This is a genomic window from Streptomyces gardneri, assembly GCF_006539185.1.
Classification (GTDB): Bacteria; Actinomycetota; Actinomycetes; order Streptomycetales; family Streptomycetaceae; genus Streptomyces; species Streptomyces gardneri.
Genome location: NZ_BJMN01000015.1, coordinates 58,308 through 81,483, shown reverse-complemented (window position 1 = coordinate 81,483; position 23,176 = coordinate 58,308). Strand labels below are relative to the sequence as shown.

General features: G+C 69.7%; 11 protein-coding genes and 2 pseudogenes. 8 read left to right on the top strand and 5 right to left on the bottom strand.

Annotated elements, in window-relative coordinates; genetic code table 11:
- Positions 1-343: 343 nt before the first annotated feature.
- The 4 genes from SGA01_RS13270 to SGA01_RS13250 all read left to right on the top strand — a co-directional run bounded on the left by SGA01_RS13270 (position 344) and on the right by SGA01_RS13250 (position 15,000).
- The gene (locus SGA01_RS13270; protein ID WP_229918430.1) at positions 344-2,443 is read left to right on the top strand and encodes an RICIN domain-containing protein; all 2,100 of its coding nucleotides are present in this window, start codon (positions 344-346) and stop codon (positions 2,441-2,443) included.
- Positions 2,444-2,604: 161 nt separating this feature from the next.
- Complete coding sequence (locus SGA01_RS13265) at positions 2,605-3,225, top strand: hypothetical protein (RefSeq protein ID WP_141296723.1); 621 nt, start codon at positions 2,605-2,607, stop codon at positions 3,223-3,225.
- Between the two features lie 856 nt (positions 3,226-4,081).
- Entirely contained in the window at positions 4,082-14,479 is a 10,398-nt protein-coding gene (locus SGA01_RS13255; RefSeq protein WP_229918431.1) for a LamG-like jellyroll fold domain-containing protein, read from the top strand.
- Complete coding sequence (locus SGA01_RS13250) at positions 14,476-15,000, top strand: hypothetical protein (RefSeq protein WP_141296721.1); 525 nt, start codon at positions 14,476-14,478, stop codon at positions 14,998-15,000. The genes SGA01_RS13255 and SGA01_RS13250 overlap by 4 nt, the downstream gene beginning before the upstream one ends.
- Positions 15,001-15,137: 137 nt before the next feature.
- Here the strand turns inward: SGA01_RS13250 and SGA01_RS42850 are convergent.
- Positions 15,138-15,317: pseudogene (locus tag SGA01_RS42850) on the bottom strand (IS701 family transposase); the annotation flags it as partial.
- A 62-nt stretch (positions 15,318-15,379) separates the two neighbouring features.
- Here SGA01_RS42850 and SGA01_RS42845 point away from each other — a divergent pair.
- Positions 15,380-15,667 carry a S1 domain-containing protein gene (locus SGA01_RS42845; protein ID WP_371866032.1) on the top strand — a complete coding sequence of 96 codons (288 nt, stop codon included), beginning with the start codon at positions 15,380-15,382 and terminating at the stop codon, positions 15,665-15,667.
- Between the two features lie 335 nt (positions 15,668-16,002).
- Complete coding sequence (locus SGA01_RS13235; protein ID WP_229918432.1) at positions 16,003-18,420, top strand: MMPL family transporter; 2,418 nt, start codon at positions 16,003-16,005, stop codon at positions 18,418-18,420.
- A gap of 132 nt (positions 18,421-18,552) precedes the next feature.
- Here the strand turns inward: SGA01_RS13235 and SGA01_RS13230 are convergent, their stop codons facing one another.
- The gene (locus SGA01_RS13230; RefSeq protein ID WP_174867301.1) at positions 18,553-18,711 is read right to left on the bottom strand and encodes an alpha/beta fold hydrolase; all 159 of its coding nucleotides are present in this window, start codon (positions 18,709-18,711) and stop codon (positions 18,553-18,555) included.
- Positions 18,712-19,074: 363 nt separating this feature from the next.
- On the opposite strand from SGA01_RS13230, the gene SGA01_RS13225 reads away from it, so the two are divergent.
- Positions 19,075-20,304: an FUSC family protein gene (locus tag SGA01_RS13225; RefSeq protein ID WP_141296720.1), complete on the top strand. Its 1,230-nt coding sequence runs from the start codon at positions 19,075-19,077 to the stop codon at positions 20,302-20,304.
- 345 nt (positions 20,305-20,649) lie between these two features.
- Here SGA01_RS13225 and SGA01_RS42840 read toward each other — a convergent pair.
- The 3 genes and pseudogenes from SGA01_RS42840 to SGA01_RS13210 form a co-directional block, all read right to left on the bottom strand.
- Positions 20,650-20,897, bottom strand: a pseudogene (locus SGA01_RS42840) (hypothetical protein); the annotation flags it as partial.
- A 64-nt stretch (positions 20,898-20,961) separates the two neighbouring features.
- Entirely contained in the window at positions 20,962-21,249 is a 288-nt protein-coding gene (locus SGA01_RS13215) for a WhiB family transcriptional regulator (protein ID WP_141296719.1), read from the bottom strand.
- 242 nt (positions 21,250-21,491) lie between these two features.
- Positions 21,492-21,845, bottom strand: coding sequence for a hypothetical protein (locus SGA01_RS13210; protein ID WP_141296718.1), 354 nt, complete (start codon positions 21,843-21,845; stop codon positions 21,492-21,494).
- Between the two features lie 180 nt (positions 21,846-22,025).
- On the opposite strand from SGA01_RS13210, the gene SGA01_RS13205 reads away from it, so the two are divergent.
- A complete protein-coding gene (locus SGA01_RS13205; RefSeq protein ID WP_141296717.1) occupies positions 22,026-23,021 on the top strand; it encodes a PI-PLC domain-containing protein in 996 nt (331 codons plus the stop codon).
- Positions 23,022-23,176 lie beyond the last annotated feature (155 nt).

Below are 23,176 nucleotides of genomic sequence, written 5' to 3'. Positions count from 1 at the left end.
AGCGAACGCTTCGCCCTCAGCCGAGCACCGACGGCACTCCTCACGGCTGGTGACGAGGGGAATTCGAAAGGTAATAAATAGATGAATACCTTACTGAATTGCCGTCAATAGCCTTGTCTCGCCTATCTCGATTCGATAACGAGATCCCGGAAAAGGCCTGGACCATTCACCGCAGAATTGCCAACTCGCCTTATCTGTAAGCACATTGACTGTTCATCAGATACGGCACCGTAGGTAACGGTCAGATATCTCGACGGGCATTCCCGTTTGCCCGGATTCTCCACCGCACGCATCTGGCAGGCTTCCGCGCACCCACTCCTCCGACCAAGGATTTGAGGTGCGCATGACTAGACATCGCAGGAAGCGTGAACACCGGCGCAAGAGCCGGGGGTTGATGCTCCTCACCGCCGCAGTGGCGTCGGCGGCGGCGATCGCCGGAGGGGCCGCCTACGCCGGCATCGGGAACGAAGCCGGGCCCGGGACCCCCGCGCAGGCGCGCATACCCGCGACGGTTCCCCTCGCGCCGGCCGCCGCCCCGACCCGCGACGAGGAGCCGGAGCCCATCGTGGGCAAGCCGGCCAGCGACACCCGGCGCGGCATGGTCTACAACGGACTCAAGGCGGCTCCCCGGGGCGACCGTTGCACGGGCACCTACCGCACCGACGCGGGCCTGTGCACCCACGGGCCCGACGCTCCGCCCAAGGGCGTGGACATCAAGGCGAACGTGCCTCCCGCCGTCACCACCAAGGCCACCGCGGCCGACCCGGCGAAGCCCACATCCGGGGACGCGGGCTCCGGGAAGGGCGCCGAGAGCCCCCAGGACGCGCCCGCCGCCGACGCCGACGGCGCCAGGACCGGAGCCGCCGCGGCCCCGAAGCCGACCGCGCCGGCCGCCGGCCAGACGGTCGCCGCGGGCCCGGCGGGACAGACCGTCCAGTGCGACGGCGACGGCAGCACCGGCAACCGCGTGCAGGTCGTGTACGTGCACGGCCCGGGCCGCGACCGGTACGCCGAGTACGTCGCCTCGTTCCGCAAGTGGGCGGCCGACGCCGACCTCATCTACGCCATGAGCGCGAAGGAGACCGGCGGCGTACGGTACATCCGCTATGTGACCGCGGCCGACTGCACGCCGACCGTCCTCAACATCGAGCTTCCCTCGTCCGCGCTCTCCGAGTTCAGCGCGACGAACAACGCGCTCGCCGCCAAGGGCCTCAACCGGCGCGACCGCAAGTACATGATCTTCGCGGACACCAACGTCTACTGCGGCATCGGCACGTTCGCCGGTGACGAACGGCCGGGCCAGAACAACCAGAGCAACTTCGGCCCCTCCTACGGTCGTACCGACGCGGGCTGCTGGGGCGGTCACACCGCGGCGCACGAACTGGGACACAACCTCGGCGCGGTCAACAACAGCGCGCCCAACACCAGTCGCGGCGCGCACTGCACGGACGAGTACGACGTCATGTGCTACTCGGACACCCCGTACTACCCGCAGATGCGGTACGTGTGCTCCAACCGGGCGGCCGAGAACATCCTGGACTGCAATCACGACGACTACTTCCACACCAATCCCAAGGCCGGCAGCTACCTGGCCACGCACTGGAACATCGCCGACAACCAGTTCCTGATGCGGTCCACGGGCGGTACCACCCCCAACCCGAACCCCACCCCGACGCCCACTCCCACTCCCACCCCGACGCCCACCCCCACCCCCACTCCCACCCCGACCCCGACCCCGACCAGGCAGCCCACCGGCGGACCGACGCCGACGGCCGGTCAGATCCAGTCCACGGCGGTCGTCGTGAGCTGGCCCAAGGTCGAGGGCGCCGCCTGGTACCAGGTCCTGCTGGACGGCAGGCACCTGACCTGGGTCCAGTCGCAGTCGATGCGCATCTACAACCTCCGGCCCGGCACCGAGTACAAGGTCGCCGTCTCGGTCCGCGACCGGTCCGGTCGTGACAGCGGGGCCGGGCGGACGACCACGTTCCGTACGGCAGGAGCGGGCGACGGCACGACCACGCCCGGTACCCGCTACACCCTCGCCAACGCGGGCACCGGTATGGCCGCCGAGGTCTGGGGCGGCCGCTCCGCCGACGGCACGGTGCTCGTCGGAGCGCGGGCCACCGGCTACGCCCAGCAGCAGTGGCTGTTCGACGACGCGGGCAACGGGCTCGTCCGCATCCGATCCGCCGTCTCCGGCAAGTGCCTGCAGACGGGCGGAGCCCCCGCCGCGGGCATGTGGATCGCCCAGCAGACGTGCGGCGGCGCGGCCACGCAGAAGTGGAAGCTGACCGCTCGCGACGGAGCGGTCACCGTGACCGACCCGAGCGGCGGCTACGCCCTGACGGTGAGCGACCGCCCGTACTACGGGAGCTGGCTGCTCGACCTGCGGCGCGCGAACGGTGCCGCGACCCAGGCGTGGACGGTCCAGAAGGCCTCCTGACCCCGACCGCCGGACCAGGGCCGGGCAAGCGGCCCCGGTCGTCCGGTCCGACGCCGGTGGACGGTCACCACGACCGTCCACCGGCGCCCACCCCGGCGCTCCACATTCCGCATTCCGCACTCCGCACGCACCGCATCTCACGCACCTGGAGCACAGCAACGATGCGCACACACCTTGCTTCCCGTACCCGTACGGGCTTCTGCCTCCTGCTCATGCTCTTCGCCCAGGCCCTGGCCGTGCCAGCCACCGCCCAGGCCCACGGCGACACCGTCAAGGTGGTGGTGACCGGTCAGCGGGACGGCCACGTCACGACCGAGATCACCTGGGAGAACGACGGGGACGCCGTCGAGGAGACCGTCGCCGCCACGGTGAACGCGACCAGCCCCGACGGATCCCGTTCCCTGGGGCCGTGGCCCCTGGTCCGCGCCCCTGGCACACGCACCGGCTGGACCACCGCCGAGGTGCTCGCCCCCGGCACCTGGAAGGTCACCGTCAACGTGGGCTTCCCCGCCCTGGGCCACGCCGAACGCGAGGTCCAGGTCCCCGTGGTCGACCCCTCGCCCCCCGCCCCCCGCCCGACCCCCACCACGACCGCCCCATCCGCCCCGGCCCCCACCACGACCGCCCCGGCCACCTCCGCGCCGGCACCGTCGCGGACGGACCCGGCCGACGAGCGGGGTGACCGTGCGGTGGGATGGTCCCTCGCGGGCCTGGCCGGCATCGTGCTCGCCGGCACCGCGGCCGGCATGCTCCTCCGACGGGCCCGCGCCCGCAGACGCTGACGCTCCAGGGGCCGGGCCGTCATCGGCTGGGCCGCCGAACGCACCATGGCCCGAGATGCGCGAATGGCACCGGCCCCGTCTACTGATGCGCATCCGCCCGGCCGCCGCGCCCGAGCACCGCCCGGAGGACACCCATGGGTGATGCCATCGGTCGGAAGCGGGCCCCACCGCACAGCCGTGTGAACGGCACGGCGTTCACCGTGAGCCGGGTCGTCTCGCTCGCGACCGTGGTCACGGCCGTCGTGATCCTCGACGGCCTGGCGCCGGCTACGGGACTGGACAGATGCCGAGGTGTGGCCACGCCTGCACGCCGCCCTGCTGACAGAACTTCGCCGACCACGACGGCCACCTCGGCGACGCCGGGATGGGTGTCACGCGAGGTGCCTTTGAGGGCCCGGACGTGCGATCCGTCCACAGAGCAGCCGTCCAGATACAGCAAGCAGACGCCGGACGACGCTGGATCGAGACGGTCGCGGCCGTCTCGTCCCCCGCGCGGCCGAGGTGACCGACGGATCCTCAAGCGGGAGCCGCGCGACCGCTTCACGACGACGCCGGACAACGCGCGAGGTGGCTGAAAGCGATGCCCTGCACGGGTCGCATGTTCACAGGAAGTGACAGTTCCTGGAGCCGACATGATCTTCCTCACTTGCCAAGAGAGGCCGTGACGCGAGTATATGACGATTTGTCACGGTTTCAAGGTGGCGAATACCCTCCTCGGACCACAGAGAGGGTGTGCGAGATTCAGCCGAATGTTGTGAGTAGGCTGTGTGTGCCGGTAGGACATTCCCACTGATCATCTATGTGGGGGAAGTCCGTGCGCACAGCGCGACCACTGGTACTCCTAGTGGCATTTGTCATGGCCGTTCTGGCAGGTACAGAACAGGCCGCACTCGCGGTGGACAACTGGGTCACCGCAAAGACCGGCCGTGGAGCCGGCGAACTGCCCGAGCAGGGCTGGGGAACGGCGCGCGGCCGGGGCCACAGCGCCTCCGGCGATGCCACCGACGCCACGGCGGGAGGGGGACGCAGCGGCGCGCTCAAGGCGCCGGGCGAACTCCCGCCGGACGGCGGCACCACGCAACAGCGGCTGGGCGGTGCGCCCAAGCGGCCGGCCAGGACGCCGTTCGTCAAGGTGGCCGCGCCCGCAACGCCGCAGCGCAAGAGCTTCGACCCGAAGACCAGCGCCGAGCTGCCGGCCGAGCGCACCAGGCAGGCCCGCACGTTCCTGAACAAGGACGGGACGTACACCACCCGTTTCTACAACGAGCCGGTCAACTTCCTTGCCCGGGACGGCAAGTGGAAGGGCATCGACTCCCGGCTCACCCAGAGCCAGAACGCGGTGACTCCGCTCGGCGGAGCGGCCGTGGCTCCCGCCTGGCAGCCCAAGTCCTCCGAGAACAGGATCGCCCTGGGTGCGTACGCCGACGCCGCGCCCCTGGTACGTCTCGGCGTGAACGACACCGCCTCGCTCGGGTACTCCATCGAGGGCGCCTCCCACTCCATCGGTGAGGCCACAGGCAGCACGATCACCTACCCGGAGATCCGTCCCGCCGCGGACGTGCAGCTCGTCGCGGGCAGTGACTCGGTCAAGGAGACGCTGGTCCTCAAGGACCGGTCCGCTCCCACCGAGTGGCGTTTCCCTCTCGTCCTGAACGGCCTCACGGCCAAGCTGGACGGCCACGGCGGTGTCGTCTTCACCGATGCCTCCGGGCGGCAACAGGCCACCATGCCGGCAGGTTGGATGGAGGACTCCCGACACACGGAGAACGCCGCCGAAGGCGCCATCTCCTCCGGGGTCACCTACCGCCTGGAGAGCCGCGAAGGCCTTCAGACGCTGGTCGTCTCCCTTGACCGTAAGTGGCTCGCGGACCCCCAGCGGGTCTACCCCGTCAAGGTCGACCCGTCGGTGACCGGAGTCAAGGCGACCTCAGGCACGTACGTCGAATCTCCCTACAACACCAACTTCTCCAGCGCCGACGTGCTCAAGGTCGGCACGTACGACGGCGGCGGCCACAAGGCCGCGAGCTTCCTGCGCTTCGACGGGCTGAACACCGGAAGCCTGAAGAACGCCTGGGTGATCAACGCCAATCTGGCGCTGTACAACTCCTGGTCCCAGTCGTGCACCGCGCGCCCCGTGACCGTTCACCCGATCACGTCGAACTGGTCCGAAGGCAGCACCTCCGTCTTCCCCGGTCCCGCCACGGGTCCGGCGCTCGGCTCGAAGAGCTTCGCCCACGGCTGGCGTCCCACCGGCACCGAGACGTGGTCCTGCGCCCCGGCCTGGGAGAGCATCCCCCTCGGCAGCGAGGGCCGTCAGCTCGTCGACGACTGGACGCACGGCCGGAAGGCGAACTACGGCCTGGCGGTCAAGGCGGCCACGGACGACTCCAAGAGCTGGAAGCAGTTCCACTCCGACGACGGCAGCGGCGTGCCCAGCCTCGACGTCTCGTGGACCAAGTACGGCGCGAGCTACCAGCTCGGCCACTTCGTCTCGCCCATCACCGCCACCTCCGAGGGTGTCTTCAGGGTCACCGTCACCAATCAGGGCCAGCAGACCTGGCCCAAGAACAGCAACTTCAAGCTCCGCTACGACCTGTACGACGGCAACGGGAATCAGGTCGGAGGCGACTACTGGTCCAAGATCCGTTGGACCGACATGCCCTACGACGTGGCCCCGGGCGCCTCGGTCACGCTCGACGCCCACATCGCGCCACTCGCGCCGGGTACGTACGCGATCGCCTGGACGATGGACGAGTACCAGGTCAACTCCTTCGCCTCGCAGGGCGTTCCCGCCGCCGCGATGCGCGTGGAGGCCACCAACGCGGTGCCGTACATCACCGGGGCGAGTCCGCCGAGCGGCACGCTCGTGGACACCCTCAATCCGACGCTGTGGGCCTCGGCCACCGACCATGACAAGTACCCCGGCGCGCTGACCTACCAGTTCGAGGTGTGCGAGGTCGAGGGGAAGGACACGCGGAAGAACTGCCGCGGCAACACCCACGCGGCCTCGCCGAGCTGGACCGTTCCGGCGGGCTGGCTGAAGTGGGCGAAGACCTACGCCTGGTACGCCTACGTCAACGACGGCAAGGACCAGTCGGCCCGGACCGCGCCCTCGATCCTCACCACGCAGGTCCCGCAGCCGGTCATCACCTCCCACCTGGGCGGCGCAGACAACGGCCGGACGTTCGGCGAGCGGTCCGGCAACTACGTGACCGCCGCCACCGACGCCTCCGTGCCCACGACCGGCCCCGAGCTGGCGGTCGTTCGCACGTACAACTCGCAGGACCCGCGCAAGACCAGTGCCTTCGGCGCCGGCTGGGCGACCCGCTGGGACATGCGGGCCGCCTCCGAACCCGACGGCAGCGTCGTGATCACCCTCGCGAACGGTGCTCAGGTCCGCTTCGGCAAGAACAGCGACGGCACGTACAGCGCGCCCTCCGGTTCGATGGGCGTGCTGACGTCCGTGGAGGGCGGCGGCTGGACGCTGCGCGACGCGTCCGCGGCGCTGTACTCCTTCGACACGACCGGTCTGCTGACCAGGATCAAGGACGGTCACGACCGTGAGCAGCTGCTCGCCTACACCGGCGGCAAGCTGACCAAGGCCACCGACGCGCTGTCGCAGCGGGCGCTGAGGTTCACCTGGAGCGGCGCGCATGTCTCCTCCGTCTCCACCGACGCCGTCGGTCCGTCCGCACCGGCTCTCGTCTGGTCGTACACCTACCAGGGCGACCTGCTGACCAAGGTCTGCCCGCCGTCGTCCACCACCGCGTGCACGGTGTACGAGTACACCGGCGGCTCCCACTACCGGGGCATGGTGCAGGACGCCGACCCGGTGGCCTACTGGCGGCTGGGCGAGACCGAGGGCGAGGCCGCGCAGAGCGAGGCGGTCTCCCGTACCGGCATGAACGCCGGGCACTTCCGTGATGTCACCCTTGGCGGTGCCGGGGCCCTGAGCGGCACGAGCAACAAGGCCGCCTCCTTCAACGGCACGAACTCCTCCGTGGAGCTGCCGGAGTCGACGCTGGCCTCCTCGACCGTGCTGTCGGTGGAGCTGTGGTTCAAGACGGACACTCCGAACGGAGTTCTCGTCGGCTTCCAGGACGACCCGCTGGGCACGACGCACCCCAACGTCTACAACCCCGTGCTGGCCGTCGACTCGGCCGGCAAGCTGCGCGGAGCGTTCGAGAAGGCTGACGGCGGCCTCACCCCGATGACCTCCGCGGCCACCGTCACCGACAACGCCTGGCACCACGCCGTGCTCACCAGCACCGGCACCGGTCAGACGCTCTACCTGGACGGCCAGGCCGTCGGCACCCTCGCCGGTCCCGTCAGCCACTCCGTCAAGACGTACACCTACCTCGGCGGCGGCTTCACCGACCACACGTGGGACGGCGCCGGCACGTACGGCACCCGGTACTACAAGGGTCTGATGGACGAGGTCGCGGTCTACCACCGCGCCCTCGACGCGGGCTCCGTGCGCGCGCACCACGCGGCCCGGACCGGGTCCTCGAAGCTCTCCAAGGTCACCCTGCCCTCGGGCCGCGTCGGCGGACGTGTCGAGTACGACGGCGACACCGAGCGTGCCACCAAGGTCACCGACGAGCGCGGCGGTGTGTGGCAGATCTCCGCGCCCCGCTACGCCTCGGGCTCCCAGGCCTACTCGGACGCCGTCCGGACCGCGAACCCCGTCAACTACTGGCGCCTGGGCGACAGCAGCGGCGCCGCGGCGGTCGACGAGATATCCGCCGGCGGCAACGGCTCCTACCGTGATGGGGTCACCCTCGGTGGGGTCGGCGCCTTCCTCGACGGCGACGACGGAGCGGTGACCCTCGCCGGGTCCAAGGGCGCGATCTCCGTACCGGCCGAGTCGATCAGTGGTGCCTCCTCGCTCTCCGTCGAGCTGTGGTTCAAGACGGACAAGCCCAACGGTGTCCTGCTCGGCCTGCAGAACGCCGAACTCGGGACCACCCCGACGATGTGGAACGCGAGTCTCCTCGTCGACGGGGAGGGCAAGCTCCGCGGCCACCTGTGGGACGGCCCTTCCGCGGGCTGGCCGGTCATGGGTGGTGTGAAGGTCACCGACAACGCGTGGCACCACGTGGTCATCACCGGCGGGCCGACCGGTCAGTCGCTGTACCTCGACGGTGCCAAGATCGGCTCCAAGGCCGGGGTCGTCAAGCCGGAGACCCTCGCGCACGCCTACCTCGGCGGCGGCTACTCCAGCGAGGAGTGGGACGGGCAGGCCCGTGCCACCCGCTACTTCAACGGCCGGCTCGACGAAGCCGCCTTCTACACGAAGGAACTGGACGCCCAGACCGTCGCGGACCACTACAAGGCGCGCAACCGCCTGGTCACCGGCAGCGGCGACCAGTACCAGGGCGCCGTCATGGCGGACGCTCCCTCCGGCTACTGGCAGCTGAACGAGACCGGCGGCACGACCGTCGTGAACAAGGTCGCCGCGGCCGGTGCCCACGGCACCTACACCAAGGCGACTCCCGGTGCCACCGGGGCCTTCGGGCCCGGTGACGGTTCCGCGGCGGAGTTCTCGGGTGACGGGTACGCCGAACTCGTGGGCGGCCACCTGCCGAACACCGACCTGTCGGTCGAGCTGTGGTTCAGGACCACCAAGCCGGGTGTGCTCTTCAGCGACCAGGAGAAGCCGCTCCCGGACGCCCTCGCCTACGCGCCGGTCCTGTACGTCGGCTCGGACAACAAGCTCCACGGCCAGTACTTCACCCGTGGTGTGGGCGCGACCAACACCTCGCCGAACACTGTCACGGACAACGAGTGGCACCACGCTGTCGTGACGGCGCAAGGGCCCACCCACACGCTGTACCTCGACGGTGCGCAGGTCGCCCAGACCACCACCGTTCCGGTCACCCACGAGACCAACCAGCGCACGTACATCGGCGCCGGCTACACCAAGTGGTGGCCCGCGTCCCCGGGCGACGGAGTGCAGTACTTCACCGGTCGCATCGACGAGGTCGCCGTCTACCCGCGCACCCTCAGCGGCGACCAGGTGGCCCGTCACTACAGCGCGCGTTCCCACGCCTCGGGTTCCTCGCTGACCTCTACTGTCACGGTCACCGACCCGACGGGCGCGAAGACCAGCAGCACCTTCGACGCGGTCCGCGGCCAGCGCCCGACGGCGTCCACGGACGCGGACGGCGGGGTCACGACCTTCTCGTACGACGTCGGTGGCTTCCTCCACACGGTCACCGACCCCAACGGTCACGCGACCATCACCGGTCACGACGAGCGCGGAAACACCGTCTCGACCACGACCTGCCGGGACGCGAACTCCTGTTGGACCTCGTTCGCGGAGTATTACCACAACGCCTCCGACCCGCTGGACCCGCGCAACGGCAAGCAGGTGGCCGTCCGTGACGGCCGCTCCACCGGCTCGGGCGACAACCGCTACCGGACCACCACCTCGTACACCACGCTCGGTCTGACCGACACGGTGACGCTGGCGGACGGCCGCGCGGTCGTCACCACCTACATGACCGGCAGCGAGCCGGCCGTGGGGGGCGGCACCACACCGCGAGGGCTGGTCGCCACCCAGAAGACCCCTGGCGGGGCCACCACCTCCTACGCGTACTTCGCGAGCGGTGACGTGGCGAAGTCGACGGCACCCGGCGGGCTGGTCACGTCGTACACGTACGACGCCATCGGCCGGAAGCTGACCGAGACCGAGGTCTCCGACGCCCACCCGGCGGGTGTCACCCGTACCTTCACCCATGACTCCATGTCGCGCGTCTCCTCGGAGACGGGCCCCGGGGTCAAGAACGAGATCACGGGTGTCACGCACACCGCGAAGGTCTCCCGTACGTACGACGCGGACGGGCAGCTGCTCACCGAGTCGACGGAGGACACCACCGGTGGCGACGCCACCCGCACCACCACGTACCGCTACAACGCCCTCGGCCTGAACGAGAGCGTCACGGACGCGGCGGGCAACGAGTCGGTCTTCGGCCATGACGCGCTGGGCCGGGTGATCCGTGAGACGGATCCCGCGGGCAACGTGATCACGCACGCGTTCACCAAGCGCGGGTTGCCGGCCGAGTCGGTGCTCAAGGACTGGACGGGCGATCCGTCCGGCCAGCCCCGTGACCTGGTCCTGGTCTCCCACGCGTACGACCCGGCGGGCCGGCTGGCCTCGACGACCGACGCGATGGGCGCCACGACCGCCTTCACCTACTACGACGACGGTCTCCAGGCCTCGAAGACGGCGAAGCAGGTCACCCAGGCGAACGGCTCCAAGAAGGACATCGTCCTGGAGTCCGCCGTGTACGACGGTGCGGGCAACGCGGTGACCCGGACCGAGAGCGGCGGCCGTACGACGGTCGACACGGTCGACGCCACCGGACGGACCACGCGCAGCGTCTTCGACCCGAACGGCCTCAACCGCGTCACGACCGTCACCTACGACGGCGACAACAGGGTCACCGAGCAGACGCAGTCGATCGACGGCTCCGGCAAGAAGCTCACCTCCACGACCGAGTACGACGTGGCGGGCAACACGAAGAAGGCGACCGTCACCGACGGCACCCGGACCCGGGTCACCTCGGGCACCTTCGACCAGAGGGGACTGGCTCTCACTCAGGTCAGCCCCCGCGGCAACACGGCCACCAGCCGCTACGACGCGCTCGGCCGCCTGGTCGAGGCGACGGCGCCGCAGGTGCAGGTCGAGGAGAACGGCGCTGCCGCCACCGCGGCTTCGCCCACGGCCTTGTCCGGCTACAACACCTTCGGCGAGGTCACCGAGACCCGTGACGCACGCGGCCTGGTGACCCGCACGGAGACCGACAAGCTCGGCCGCCCCGTCGCGGTCACGCTGCCCGACTACACGGCTCCGGGCTCGGCCACGCCGATCACGGCCGTCAAGCGCACGACGTACGACAGGCTCGGCAAGCCGGCTTCCACCACCGACCCGCTCGGGCGTACCACCTCGTACGTCTACGACCAGCTGGGCAACCTCGTCAGCAGCACGGCCCCCGCCATCGGCGGTGCCCAGGGCCTCCAGGCCCCAGGCGCCACCACCCTCGGCGGCACCTCCACGGCGCTGTCCGGCGGGGGCGTCACCGCCTACACCTGGACCCCGACCGGTCTGCGGCTCTCCGCGACCGACCCGACAGGAGCCCGTACCGAGTCCACCTACGACGAACTGGGCCGCAAGCTCACCGCCACCACGATCGAACGCAGGCCGACCCTGCAACACCTGGTCACCCGCTACGTCCTCGACGACGCGGGCAACCTGTCCGAGTGGACGACCCCGGGCGGCCGCCGGACGGCGACGACGTACAACACCGCGGGTGAGGCGCTGACCGTCACCGACCCGCTCGGCGGCGTCACCCGGTCCGCCTACGACGGCCTAGGCCGCAAGACCGAATCCACGGATGCCACCGGCCGCAGGACCGTCACGGCGTACGACGTCCTCGGCAAACCGTTGACGGTGTCCGACTACGGCACCGGAACGACGGTCCTGCGCTCGGTGTCCTCCGAGTACGACGCCGAAGGAAACGTCACCGCGTCGGTCTCCGCCGGAGGCGCCCGGCGGACCTACACCTACGACGCCCTCGGCCGGATGACCAAGCAGGTCGAACCGGTCACCGGCACCGACTCCATCACCACGACCTTCGGCTACGACGCGGCGGGCAACCGCACGCGCCTGACCGACGGCCGCGGCAAGGCCACGTACTACACGTTCAACACCTGGGGCCTGCCCGAGTCCACGATCGAACCGGCCACCTCGCAGCACTGGAACCCGGACGTCCGCACCTGGACGAACAACTACGACGCGGCGGGACAGCTCCTCACCGAGCTGCTGCCGGGCAACGTCAAGCGCCAGAAGACGTACGACGCCCTCGGCCGTCTCACCGGTGAGACCGGCTCCGGAACCGCCGTGGCCACCCGGCCGCGCAGCCTGTCGTACGACCTCGCCGGCCGTCTCACCGGCCTCGGAGGCGACGGAGTCCTCGCGGGCAACACCTACAACTACAACGACCGCGGTCAACTCCTGAACGCCGACGGACCCTCCGGCACGTCGTCCTACGTGTACGACGCGGACGGTCTGTTGACCTCCCGCACCGACGCCGCGGGCACGACGGGCTTCACCTACGACCAGGCCGGACGCCTCAGCACCACGACCGATCCGCTCACCGGCACGCAGCTGCGCAGCGGCTACGACGCGGCCGGGCGACCGACCGCGGAGGAGTACGCACGTCCCGCCGCCGGCGGCACGTGGACGATCGGCGCGAGGCGCTCGTACACGTACGACGCCCTGGGCCGGCGCGTGGACGACAGCGTCGCGAAGCTGGGTACGGGCGGAAAGGTCCTGGGCCAGGCATACGAGTACGACCTCGACGACCGGCTGGTGAAGAAGAGCGCCACCGGTACGGCAGGGGCGGCCGTCGAGACCTACGGCTACGACCTCGCGGGTCGCATGACCTCCGAGACGGTCGGTGGCACGACGACCGCCTTCGAGTGGGACAAGGCCGGCAACCTCACCAAGAGAGGTGACATCACCGCTACCTACGACTCCCGCAACCGGCTGGAGACGTGGGGCGGTCAGAGCATCAGCTACAGCGCACGCGGCACCGAGAAGACCGTGACCGAGGGCGGCAACAGCCGCCAGATCGCCACGGACGCCTTCGAGCGCACGATCACCAACGGCACCAGCACCTTCACTTATGACTCCCTCGACCGGGTCCTGAGCCACGGAGGCGCGGCCTTCGCCTACGACGGCGCCACCAACGACCTCGTCAAGGACGGTACGACCAGCTACAACCGCAACCCCGGCGGCACGCTGCTCGCCAGTGCGACGACGGGAACGGCCGGTTCGGCCCGCCTGGCGGTCACCGACCAGCACACCGACCTCGTCGCCGGCCTCACGGCAGACGGCACCGAGGTCTCGTCCTCCCGGGCCTACGACCCCTTCGGCAAGGTGACCGCCGCCAACGGCGCGAACCCGGCCGTGGGTTACCAGTCCGGTTGGACCGACGGCTCCACCGGCGAGGTCAACATGGCCTCCCGCTGGTACCAGCCCGGCATCGGCAGCTTCACCAGCCGCGACACCTGGCAGATCGACCCCAAGCCGTCCGTCCAGGCCAACCGCTACACGTACGGGAACGCCAGCCCCCTCAACGAGACCGACCCGACCGGTCACTGCCCGCCCTGTCTCGCCGCCTTGGCGTTCGCGGGTGGCATCAGCGCGGAAACCGCGCTCTGGTGGCTCGCCGGGGCCACGGCCGTCACGGGCACCGCGCTGGTCACGGACCAGTACATCCGAAACAAGGCGATGACGACCAGCGCGACCGGCAGCTGGGCGACGACGGGCGTCTACACAGGCCCGTACGTCGGCCCTCGCAGCACGGTCGGCGACTGGGCGTACAGCGGCAACGCGGCCTCGGGTGCGTGCACCCGGAACTGCGGTGGTGGCCCCGGCCCCGGCCCTGGTCCTGGTCGTGGACCCGGCAAGGGCCGTGGACCCGGCGGTGGCGCCCTCGGCAAGACCGTGGTCAACATCGTCAAGATCATCGCTCAGAACCCGAACAACCCGGCTCCCGCGCGGCGCCCCGAATTCGACTGGGGCACCGGCGACTCCCGCTGGACGCTCGACTCGGGGTACATGAAGCAGTTCTCCCAGGAAGACTTCCAGGAGATGATGCTGACGTTCGGATTCACCCCCGAACAGGCCGCCGAGATGTACAACAACCCTGACGCGGGAGTCAGCGCGCCCAACGGCGGCCAGAACCCCTGCGACCGGGACAGGTCCGAGCGCTTCCGCTACATGCCCACGGTCACAGCGAGGACCATCGAGGGGGCGGACCGGGAGACGGCGACGGGTGTTGCCGCGCTCATCTGTCCCAGTGACCTGAAGCCCAAGAACTCACGCGGACCCCGCAAGGGGACCTGGGAGCCCCCGGGCTACGTCTACGAGAACCCGCGGAACAGCAAGTCGGTCGTCTTCAACCGGAGTCACATCCTCGGTGACAGGTTCCACGGCGACTGGATCAAGGAGAACATCTTCACCGGCTTCAAGCAGATGAACGACCCCGAGATGAAGAAGTGCGAGAATCGGATGGCGAAGACCCTCAAATCTGAACCGGTCCTCTATTTCGGGAAACTGGAGTACGGGAACGGCCGCGAGAACATACCCACAGCAATTCAGATGGATGCCTTCACGCAGAAGAAGTCGAGGCTCTTCTCGGTCAATGTGAAGAACATCCCGGACCCGCAGGTGACGTGTTGACAATCGAAAGACTCGAACAGGCCATTCCGGCTCTCGGCCCCATCAAGTCGGCGCAGCCGAGGGCGTTGAACTGGGCTGCTGTCTCCGCTGAGCTCGGAACCGGCCTTCCCCAGGACTTCATGGAGCTCGCCGAGCGGTATCCGGCGTTCCTCATCGCCGACTTCCTGAACCTGCAAATTCCCGATCCCGGGGAGGAAGTCGCCTTCGCGCGAGGGGCGAAGGAGTTGTTGCAGTCGCTCGAGGCCCTGCATGACGAAGGGATGACCGAGGGGTACGTCCCGTATCCGGAGCCCGGGGGGCTGATCCCCTGGGGCGACTCGACGGACGGCGACAACTTCTACTGGCGCACCGGGCCTGACGGCCCCGACTCCTGGACCGTCGTCGTGGAGACGCGGAACGGGTACTGGGGGACGTACGACGGCACGCTCACCGAGTACCTCACCGGGCTGGTGACAGGCGCGGTGGAGCCTGACGGCCTTCCGCCGGACTTTCCGGGGGAGAACCCGACCGTCATCTCGTAGATTCACCTGATCCGTCGGGCCGGTTCGTCCTGCAGGACGAACCGGCCCGACGGCCGTACACGGCTAATACTGCAACGGTCTCTGCCATGACGGTTGGGCAGGTTTGGGTGGTGCGTGGCCGCGTTGTTTGTAGTGGCTGACGTGGGCTTGGTGTTGGGGGACGGGGCCGGAGGATCCGTTTCTGCCTTCCCGGTGTCGAGTTCGCGGGCTCGCAGGACGGTGAGGCAGGCGTGGGCGGCCATGGCCAGGGTCATGTGGCGGTGCCAGCCGGGATAGCGGCGGACCTGGTAGTCATCCAGCCCGCATTCCTGCTTCGCGGGCGGGCCCGGCGACAGGCACGAGGGAGCCGAGGCGCTCGGCCGCCGCCTCGCGCCGCATCGTGCCCTTCCTCGACCGGATCGGCCCGCCGGCGACACCGGCCCTCCCACGCCTCGAGGCAGAACTCGCGCACACCCGCCGCAGGACCGGTATCGCCCTCGACGAAGACCTGCACCACACCTGCCGCACCCTCAACAGCCGCCTCTCCTGCATCATCCTCTCCGGCACCGTCGCCGCGATCGAGCGGTTCGGAGTCTTCGTAACCCTGGACGACGGGCCTGCCCATCCCCTCTTCCCCGGTGTCGGGTTCATCGTCATTCCCGAACTGTCCTGGCGGCACATCCCCTGACCGGCGCCGGTGGCGTGATCGCCCGCGTGCTCAGGCACTGGCGGTGAGCGGCCCCTGTGGATGGGGCACGTCGGCTCAACGAACCAGCGGCAGAAGCTGGAATCTGGGTCGTACACGGCTGCAGCCATCAGAGGGGCGAACAACTCCTCCGGTTTCCAGCTACGGGAAACCGCAGGGCCCTCGTTACGGGAAACCACAGGGCTAAGACTGAGGAAAACTGGGCCCACCCAGGCGGTTTACCTCGTGTCCCCTCCATCCGCCCATGACTAGCGTTCCACTCGTCGCAGAACGGCAGCCGCCCCAGCGGTTTCCGCAGCAATGGGAGGAAACAGAAGGTGCGAAAGAAACCGGCAACGGTACGGATCGCGCGATGGAGCGCCACGCATCCGTGGTCCGCCATCGGCCTGTGGGTGGTCTTCGTCGCGCTGTGTCTCTTCTTGGGCGGAGCCGCCGGCACGAACAAGATCAGCGACGAGGAGTCGGGAGTCGGCGAGGCCGGCCGGGCGGGCCGGATCACGGCCTCGGGGCACTTCATCGAGAAGCCCGAGGAGAACGTCCTCATCAACGCCGCGAACGGCGGGAAGCTCGACGTCGCCACCGCGCGGAAGGCCGCAGAGGATCTCACCGGGAAGATGAAGGCCCTGCCCGAGGTGGAGAGCGTCGGCAGCGCCCTCCCCTCCCCCGACGGCAGGGCGCTGCTGCTCCCGGTGACCATGAAGGGCGACACCGAGAACGCCGACACGCGGGTCCAGCCGCTGCTCGACGCGAGCGCGGCGACCGAGAAGGCCCACGAGGGCATCAGGATCGACCAGATCGGCACCGGATCCACCGCCAAGGGGCTCGGCGAGACCCTGGGCGAGGACTTCAAGAAGGCTGAGCTGATCAGCCTTCCGCTGACCCTGCTGATCCTGCTCGTCGTCTTCGGCGCGGTCATCGCCGCCGGTGTGCCGGTGCTGCTGGCCATGTCCTGTGTCGGCGCCGCGATCGGGCTGTCGGCCCTGGCCTCGCACGTCCTGCCCGAGACCAGCGCGGTGAGCAACGTCATCCTGCTCATGGGCATGGCCGTCGGCGTCGACTACTCGCTCTTCTACCTCAAGCGGGAGCGGGAGGAACGCCGGAAGGGCGCCTCACACCTGGACGCCATCGAGATCGCCGCCGAGACCTCCGGCCACACCGTCGTCGCCTCCGGTACCACCGTCGTCGTCTCGATGGCCGGCCTCTACCTCGCTCAGGAGGCCACCTTCGCCTCCCTGGCCACCGGGTCGATCATCGTCGTGGCCGTCGCCGTCCTCGCCTCGCTGACCGTACTCCCCGCGCTCCTCGCCAAGCTCGGAAGCTGGGTCGACCGGCCGAAGGTGCCGATCCTGTGGCTGCTCACGATGCGCTCCAGCGAGTCCCGGCTCTGGCCCGTGCTGCTGCGCCCCGCCCTCGTACGGCCCGTGCTCACCCTCGTGGTCTCCGTCGGCGCCCTGCTCGCCCTCGCCCTGCCCGCCCTGGACATGAAGCTGAAGCAGCCCGGCTCCGACGACCTGTCACGCGACATCCCGGTCGTCCAGGCCATGGACCGGCTGACCTCCGCCTTCCCCAGCAAGGGCACCGTGCACCAGGTGGCCGTGCGGGCCCCCGCCGAGCGGGCCGGTGAGGTCGAGACCGCGCTCAAGACCCTGCTGAGCCGCACCGAGGGCCAGGAGCTGTTCGCCCACGACCAGACGCCCACGATCCGCGCGTCCGCCGACAAGCGCGTGCACACCGTCGCCGTCGGCACCCCGCACTCGCCGAAGAGCGACGGGGCGCGGAAGTCCCTCGAACTGCTGCGGGCCTGGGTGCCCGAGGCGATCGCACCCGTCCAGGACGCCGAGGGCGCCGTCGGCGGCAAAGTCGCCCAGGGGGTCGACTTCACCGGCCATCTGGAGGACCGGATGCCGTGGGTGGTCGGCTTCATCCTGCTGCTGACCTTCGCCACCATGGTCATCATCTTTCGCTCTCTCGCCGTGGCACTCTCCGCGATCCTCCTCAACCTGCTGTCGGCGGCCGCCTCCTTCGGTGCCCTCGTCGCGGTGTTCCAGAACACCTGGGCGGAGGGCCTGCTCGACTTCCACAGCTCCGGGGCGGTCGTCTCCTGGCTCCCGCTCTTCCTCTTCGTAGTGCTTTTCGGCCTCTCGATGGACTACCACGTGTTCGTCGTGAGCCGGATCCGGGAGGCCGCCCTCGACGGGGCGAACGTCCGCGACGCCGTCCGGGACGGCATCACCCGCTCCGCCGGCGTCGTGACCAGTGCGGCGATCGTCATGGTGGCCGTGTTCGCGATCTTCGGCACCCTCAGCATGGTGGAGTTCAAGCAGCTGGGAGTGGGCCTGGCGGCGGCGATCCTGCTGGACGCCGTGGTGATCCGCATCTTCGTCCTGCCGGCCCTGATGACGGCCCTCGGCCGGTGGAACTGGTGGCCGGGCAACCTGAACTCCGCCCGCCGCGGCCAGCACGCGGCCGGCTCCGACGAGACCCGGCAGCTGCGCCTCCCGCAGCCGGTACCGGCCGGCGCGACGCAGTACGGCCGGCGGCCGTCCTACGGCCAGGGTTTTGGTTACGGCCAGGAGTTCGGCGGCCAGCAGCAAACCTCCTCCCGGGAGCAGGCGTCCGCGCCCCAACAGCACCAGCAGTCGTGCGCCCCGCAGGACTCGTACGGCCCGCCGCAGGGCTGGACGCAGCAGGAGCAGCAGGGCCACGACGGCCGACCCGACCTCTACCCGCGGTAGGCGGGTCCCTCCACCGAGGAGGGAAAGGTGCCTGCAATTTCCCGGCGGGCACCTCTCCCTCCTCTTTCCTCGCTTCACCTTCCTTGCTTCCTCTTCGTCCGGGCCGCTCACCGCGGCCCGGACGAAGGCGTTTCAGCCGGCCGTCGGCCCGGTGAAAACCTGCACCATGGCCTTGTTCACCCCGGTCGGGTCCTCCAGGTAGCCGTAGTGCCCGCAGCCCACGATCAGCTCGATCGCGGCACCCGGGATCGCTTCCGCGGCCTCCCGGCCCAGGGTGCATGCGTACGGCACTCTTCGCGCTCGCCGCAGTACCGACCAACCGTGGGCGGCGATCCTCGCCCACCGCAGCGAGGCCGCCCGCCCCGGCCACATCAGCCCCCGAGGTCGCACCGGGCCGGCGCCCCCTGCCCGCGCTCGCCTGCGTCGGCGCCCCGCTGGTCGAATGGCCCTTGCCTCATCAGGGCGCAGGCGGCTGAAGCTGCCGGGGCAGTCACGGCAACCGGTGTATCAACGCCGTCCCTTACGGAGCTGCCTGTCCCCGAAGCGGGGGTGATCCCTCGTCCGCCCGGACGTACCCGCGCATGAGGCCGGGGCCGTCCGGGCAGGCAGTCGTCCAGACGGCCCTTGCGGGGCGGCGACGGGACGAGGTGCGGCGTGGCACGCGGCAAAGGACGGCACGACCGGGGCGACGGGCTGCTCACGCGTCTCCGGCGCGACCCCTTCGCCGTCCAGACGGTACGGTCCACGGCGGCTGCCACTCTCAGCTACGTCGTCGCCCTCGGGCTCAGCAGTGAACCGGTCCCCCTCACCGCACCCCTCACCGCCCTCCTCGTCGTCCAGGTGACGCTCTACTCCACCGTGACCACCAGTCTGCGCCGGGTGACCTCGGTCGTCGTCGGCGTCCTCATCGCCATCGCGTTCAGCGTCGTCGTCGGCCTCTCCTGGTGGAGCCTCGCCCTCGTGATCCTCGCCTCGCTGCTCGTCGGCCGGCTCGTCAGGGTCGAGGAGTTCATCCCCGAGGTCGCGATCAGCGCCATGCTCGTCCTCGGCGTCACCCAGGTCTCCGACACCGCCTGGGACCGTGTCCTGGAGACCCTCATCGGCGCCGTCGTCGGCATGCTCTTCAACCTGCTTCTCGCCCCGCCCGTCTGGGTCGACACCGCAGGCGACTCCATCGAGGACCTCGCCCGACGGATGCGACTGCTGCTTCTCGACGTGGCGGACGAGTTCACCGGCGCACCCCCCGTCGAGCAGGCCGCCACCCGTCTCCACGAGGCCCGCCGCCTCGACAACGACGTCGCCGACGTCGACGGGGCACTGCGCACCGCCGAGGACAGCCTGCGGTTCAACCCCCGCATCAAGGAGGGCCTCCTGCACCGGGTGGTGTTGCGCACCGGCCTCGACACCCTGGAAATCTGCGCCGTCGTCCTGCGGGTCCTCGCCCGCACCCTCACCGACCTGGCGAAACATCGTGGCGGGCACCAGCTGCTGCCCGAGGGGGCCGCCCCGGCCATCCGGGAGACCGCCCAGTACACCGCCGACGCCCTCGTCAGCTTCGCCGTCCTGGTCACCACGCAAGGCAGCGAGGGCGCCCAGGCCGCGGAAACCCGGCTTGCGGCCGAGCTGCGGGCGGCCAGGGCCTGCAGGGACCGCGCCGCCGACCGGCTCCTCGCCCTCGCCCTCGCCGATCCCGGCAGTTGGCAGCTGTACGGGGCACTGCTCACCGAGGTCGATCGAATCCTCGACGAACTCGACCCCGAGCACCGGGGCCATCGGCTGATGGAGGAGCTGGACCGGCGGGTCCGCGAGCGCAGTGACCGTCGGCGTTTTCTCGCCCTCCGTGAACGGTGGGACGCGCGGCGGCCCACCCGCGCCGACGGATGACCGCTCGCGACGGGGCACCGGCGAAGAGAGAAGAACCTTGCGCGCGGCGTCTTCTTTCACGAGCGCCGGGACGGGCACAGTCGCCACCGCCGCTCCGGCCCGGCTCGACCGGCATACCTGGTCCTGGTGACACTGAAACTATCGTCATCGGGCTGGGCACCGGCTGCATTCTCGACGGTCTCGAGGTCACCATCGCCGGCAACGTCGCCGGCCTGCGGGCCGCATCAGCTTGGGGTGGTGCTCGTGGTCGCCCCCGTTACCTCTGCCTCGCCAGGCGACGGGCCGACTTCTTGTTCGCGATGCTCCGCGACGGAACCTACTACGAACCGCAGCCGCCGGCCGAGGTCAACTGACCTGCGGGTCTGCGAGGAGAACGACTCGATCGGCCTCGACATCGAAGCGAGCACCGAATGGCCATAGTCGCCTTCCGGGTCCATGAGCACGGGCTTGCCCAGCCGCCGCCCGATCTCCCGAAGGAAGCCGCAGAACACATCGAGTCGATCCTGGCCCGCGCCCTCACGCTCCGCTTCCCTTCGGCTTGAGAAGATGCCCGTCGGGTCGCCTTGCCGCTTCCCGGACGGCCACACCCGAACCACGCTGTGCCGGAGGTACGTCAGGGCCGGACACGGCTTCCCGCGTCGCCACCGCCGGATCCGGCTACGCCGCGGCCACGTCAGTTCCTCCGGACGCCTGGCGCTCGTTCACCGTACGACCGCCCCAGACTCCGTACGGCTCGCCCACGCTGACGGCGTGTTGCAGACACCGAGCCTGTACGGGGCATCGGTCACACACCGCTTTGGCGGTCTCCTCCCGCATCGCTCGACTCTTGCCGCGCTCGCCCTCCGGGTGGAAGAACACCTCGGTACCCAGGCCGCGGCACGCAGCCGCCCTCTGCCAGTCCCACTGATGCTCCGCCCGTCCGGGCAGATGCGAAACCTTCGACATGACAGCCCTCTCCTTCGCTCCGCTCGCCGTGCGACTCCACTCACGCGTCTGGCCGAGAAGCCCGGTACGAAACGTGCCGAGGGCGTGCCCTGCGGGCCGGCGTATCAACACAGGGAAGGGTGGAGCATTCCTGACCTGGGCCTTCACCCTGTCGCGCGTGGCGGGAGGCGTTCCTTCCTGAACTCCGCCTGCCTCGGCTGCCGCAGCCCGTCCCCCGCCGTTCTGGATGACGCGAGGGGCCGTCAAGTAGGCGCCTTCTCCCGGAGGTCCGCCACTGTGGTGGCCGGCGGTGAGCCGGGAGAGCGGGCCTCGGAGCACCGGCCGGCCTGACTCCACAGGACGTACGCGCCGACGGCCGCCGCAGTGACGGCCGCGGTGGTGCTGACCAGCGTCTTGCGGTCACGCACGGCGGTCCACAGCCACACGCCGGCGCCCCGTACCGCTCGATCGGCCGCGAACCTCTTCTCGGCCACGGGAGCGGGAAGCTCCGCCGGCTTCTCGGCGGCCGCTTCGGTCCGCCTCGGCGACTCGGCGAGGGGTCGGCAGCTCAGCCACTCGTCGGCCACGATGAAGCACGAACACGTCCGGAATGCCACCCATTACGTTCCCAACAGGACCGAATCAGCCGTCGAACCGTTACGCTCCCCCGCATGCCAATCATGGACATGTCATCTCGGGATGCCCGCCGACGCGTGGGCTCACGGTTCGGAACGCGCTCGGTCGGGACCGCTTCGTCACGGAGAGCCGGACGACTTTCCGTGGTCCTCCTCCTTTTGGTGAGCCTCCTCGGAATGCCGGCCCTGGCCAGTGCCACGCCGCCCCCCGCGTCGACCCGCGCGTTCGCGGTGGCGTCGCACGCGAACGACACGGCCGTGGCCCAGGCCCGGGCACGCTGGGGCGACCGGCGGCTCGACGAGGTCTCGTTCCTCGGTACCCACAACGCGTTCACCAACTACGAGGACTCCCGTTGGAGTTCAGTGGCCCAGTCCGAGTCCGTACGCCACCAGCTCGACAACGGAGTGCGCGGCCTCAGCCTGGACACCCATTGGTACGAGCGCAGCACGTGGCTCTGCGTCATCAGCTTCGGCAGCGACTGCTACCCGAGCGACGTCTACCTCTGCCACGGCGAGTGCAAGACCTTCGCCGGGGTCACGTACGCACTGCCCCGGCAGTCCCTCCAGAGCAGCATGCAGACCGTGGTGGATTTCCTCGCGGCGAACCCCCAAGAAGTCGTGACCATCTTCCTGGAGGACTATGTCAGCGCCCAGCAGCTCGGCAACTCACTCGGCCGGGTACGCGGCCTCGACCAGCTGCTCTTCCGGCCCGACGCATGGAACGTGCGCCAGCAGGGGTGGCCGAGGATGACCGACCTCGTCGGCTCCGGGAAGCGCCTGCTGATCTTCAGCGACGAGCCCGACCGTGAACACCTGGGTGTCATGTACGACAAGGCCTGGACCGTCAGCAACTTCTGGAGCCTCGGAGACCTCGGCAACGACCTCTCCTGCGTCAGCCGGTGGTCCGACGTGCCGTTGGACCGTCAGGAGCCGGGCTTCCGGCGGCTCTTCACCATGAGCCACCATCGGAACGTACCCACGGTCATCAACGCCGCCCTCGACAACGGAACCAAGCTGCGCGACCGCATCGACCGGCAGTGCCGCCCAGCGGCCGGCGGTCGTGACCCGAACTTCGTCTCGGTCGACTTCCACCGGGTGTCCGACGGCAGCGGCCACACACCGGCTTCGATTGTCGCGGAACTGAACGCCCGGAACTGAATCCCTGTCGACACCCCTGCACGGCCTTCCCGTCCCGGCCCGCGGCGGGTGGGCCGCCCTTTCCCTCACCCTGGGACGACTGGCCCCGGAGCGGCCAGGACCGAAGAGTCCCTCCGTGAGGGGCCGCAAAGCGCTGTACCCGCGGCTCGTGGGCA

Coding starts and splice junctions, on each gene's coding strand:
- SGA01_RS13270 (WP_229918430.1), top strand. CDS start 344: ATGACTAGACATCGCAGGAAGCGTGAACACCGGCGCAAGAGCCGGGGG.
- SGA01_RS13265 (WP_141296723.1), top strand. CDS start 2,605: ATGCGCACACACCTTGCTTCCCGTACCCGTACGGGCTTCTGCCTCCTG.
- SGA01_RS13255 (WP_229918431.1), top strand. CDS start 4,082: ATGGCCGTTCTGGCAGGTACAGAACAGGCCGCACTCGCGGTGGACAAC.
- SGA01_RS13215 (WP_141296719.1), bottom strand. CDS start 21,249: ATGTCGAAGGTTTCGCATCTGCCCGGACGGGCGGAGCATCAGTGGGAC.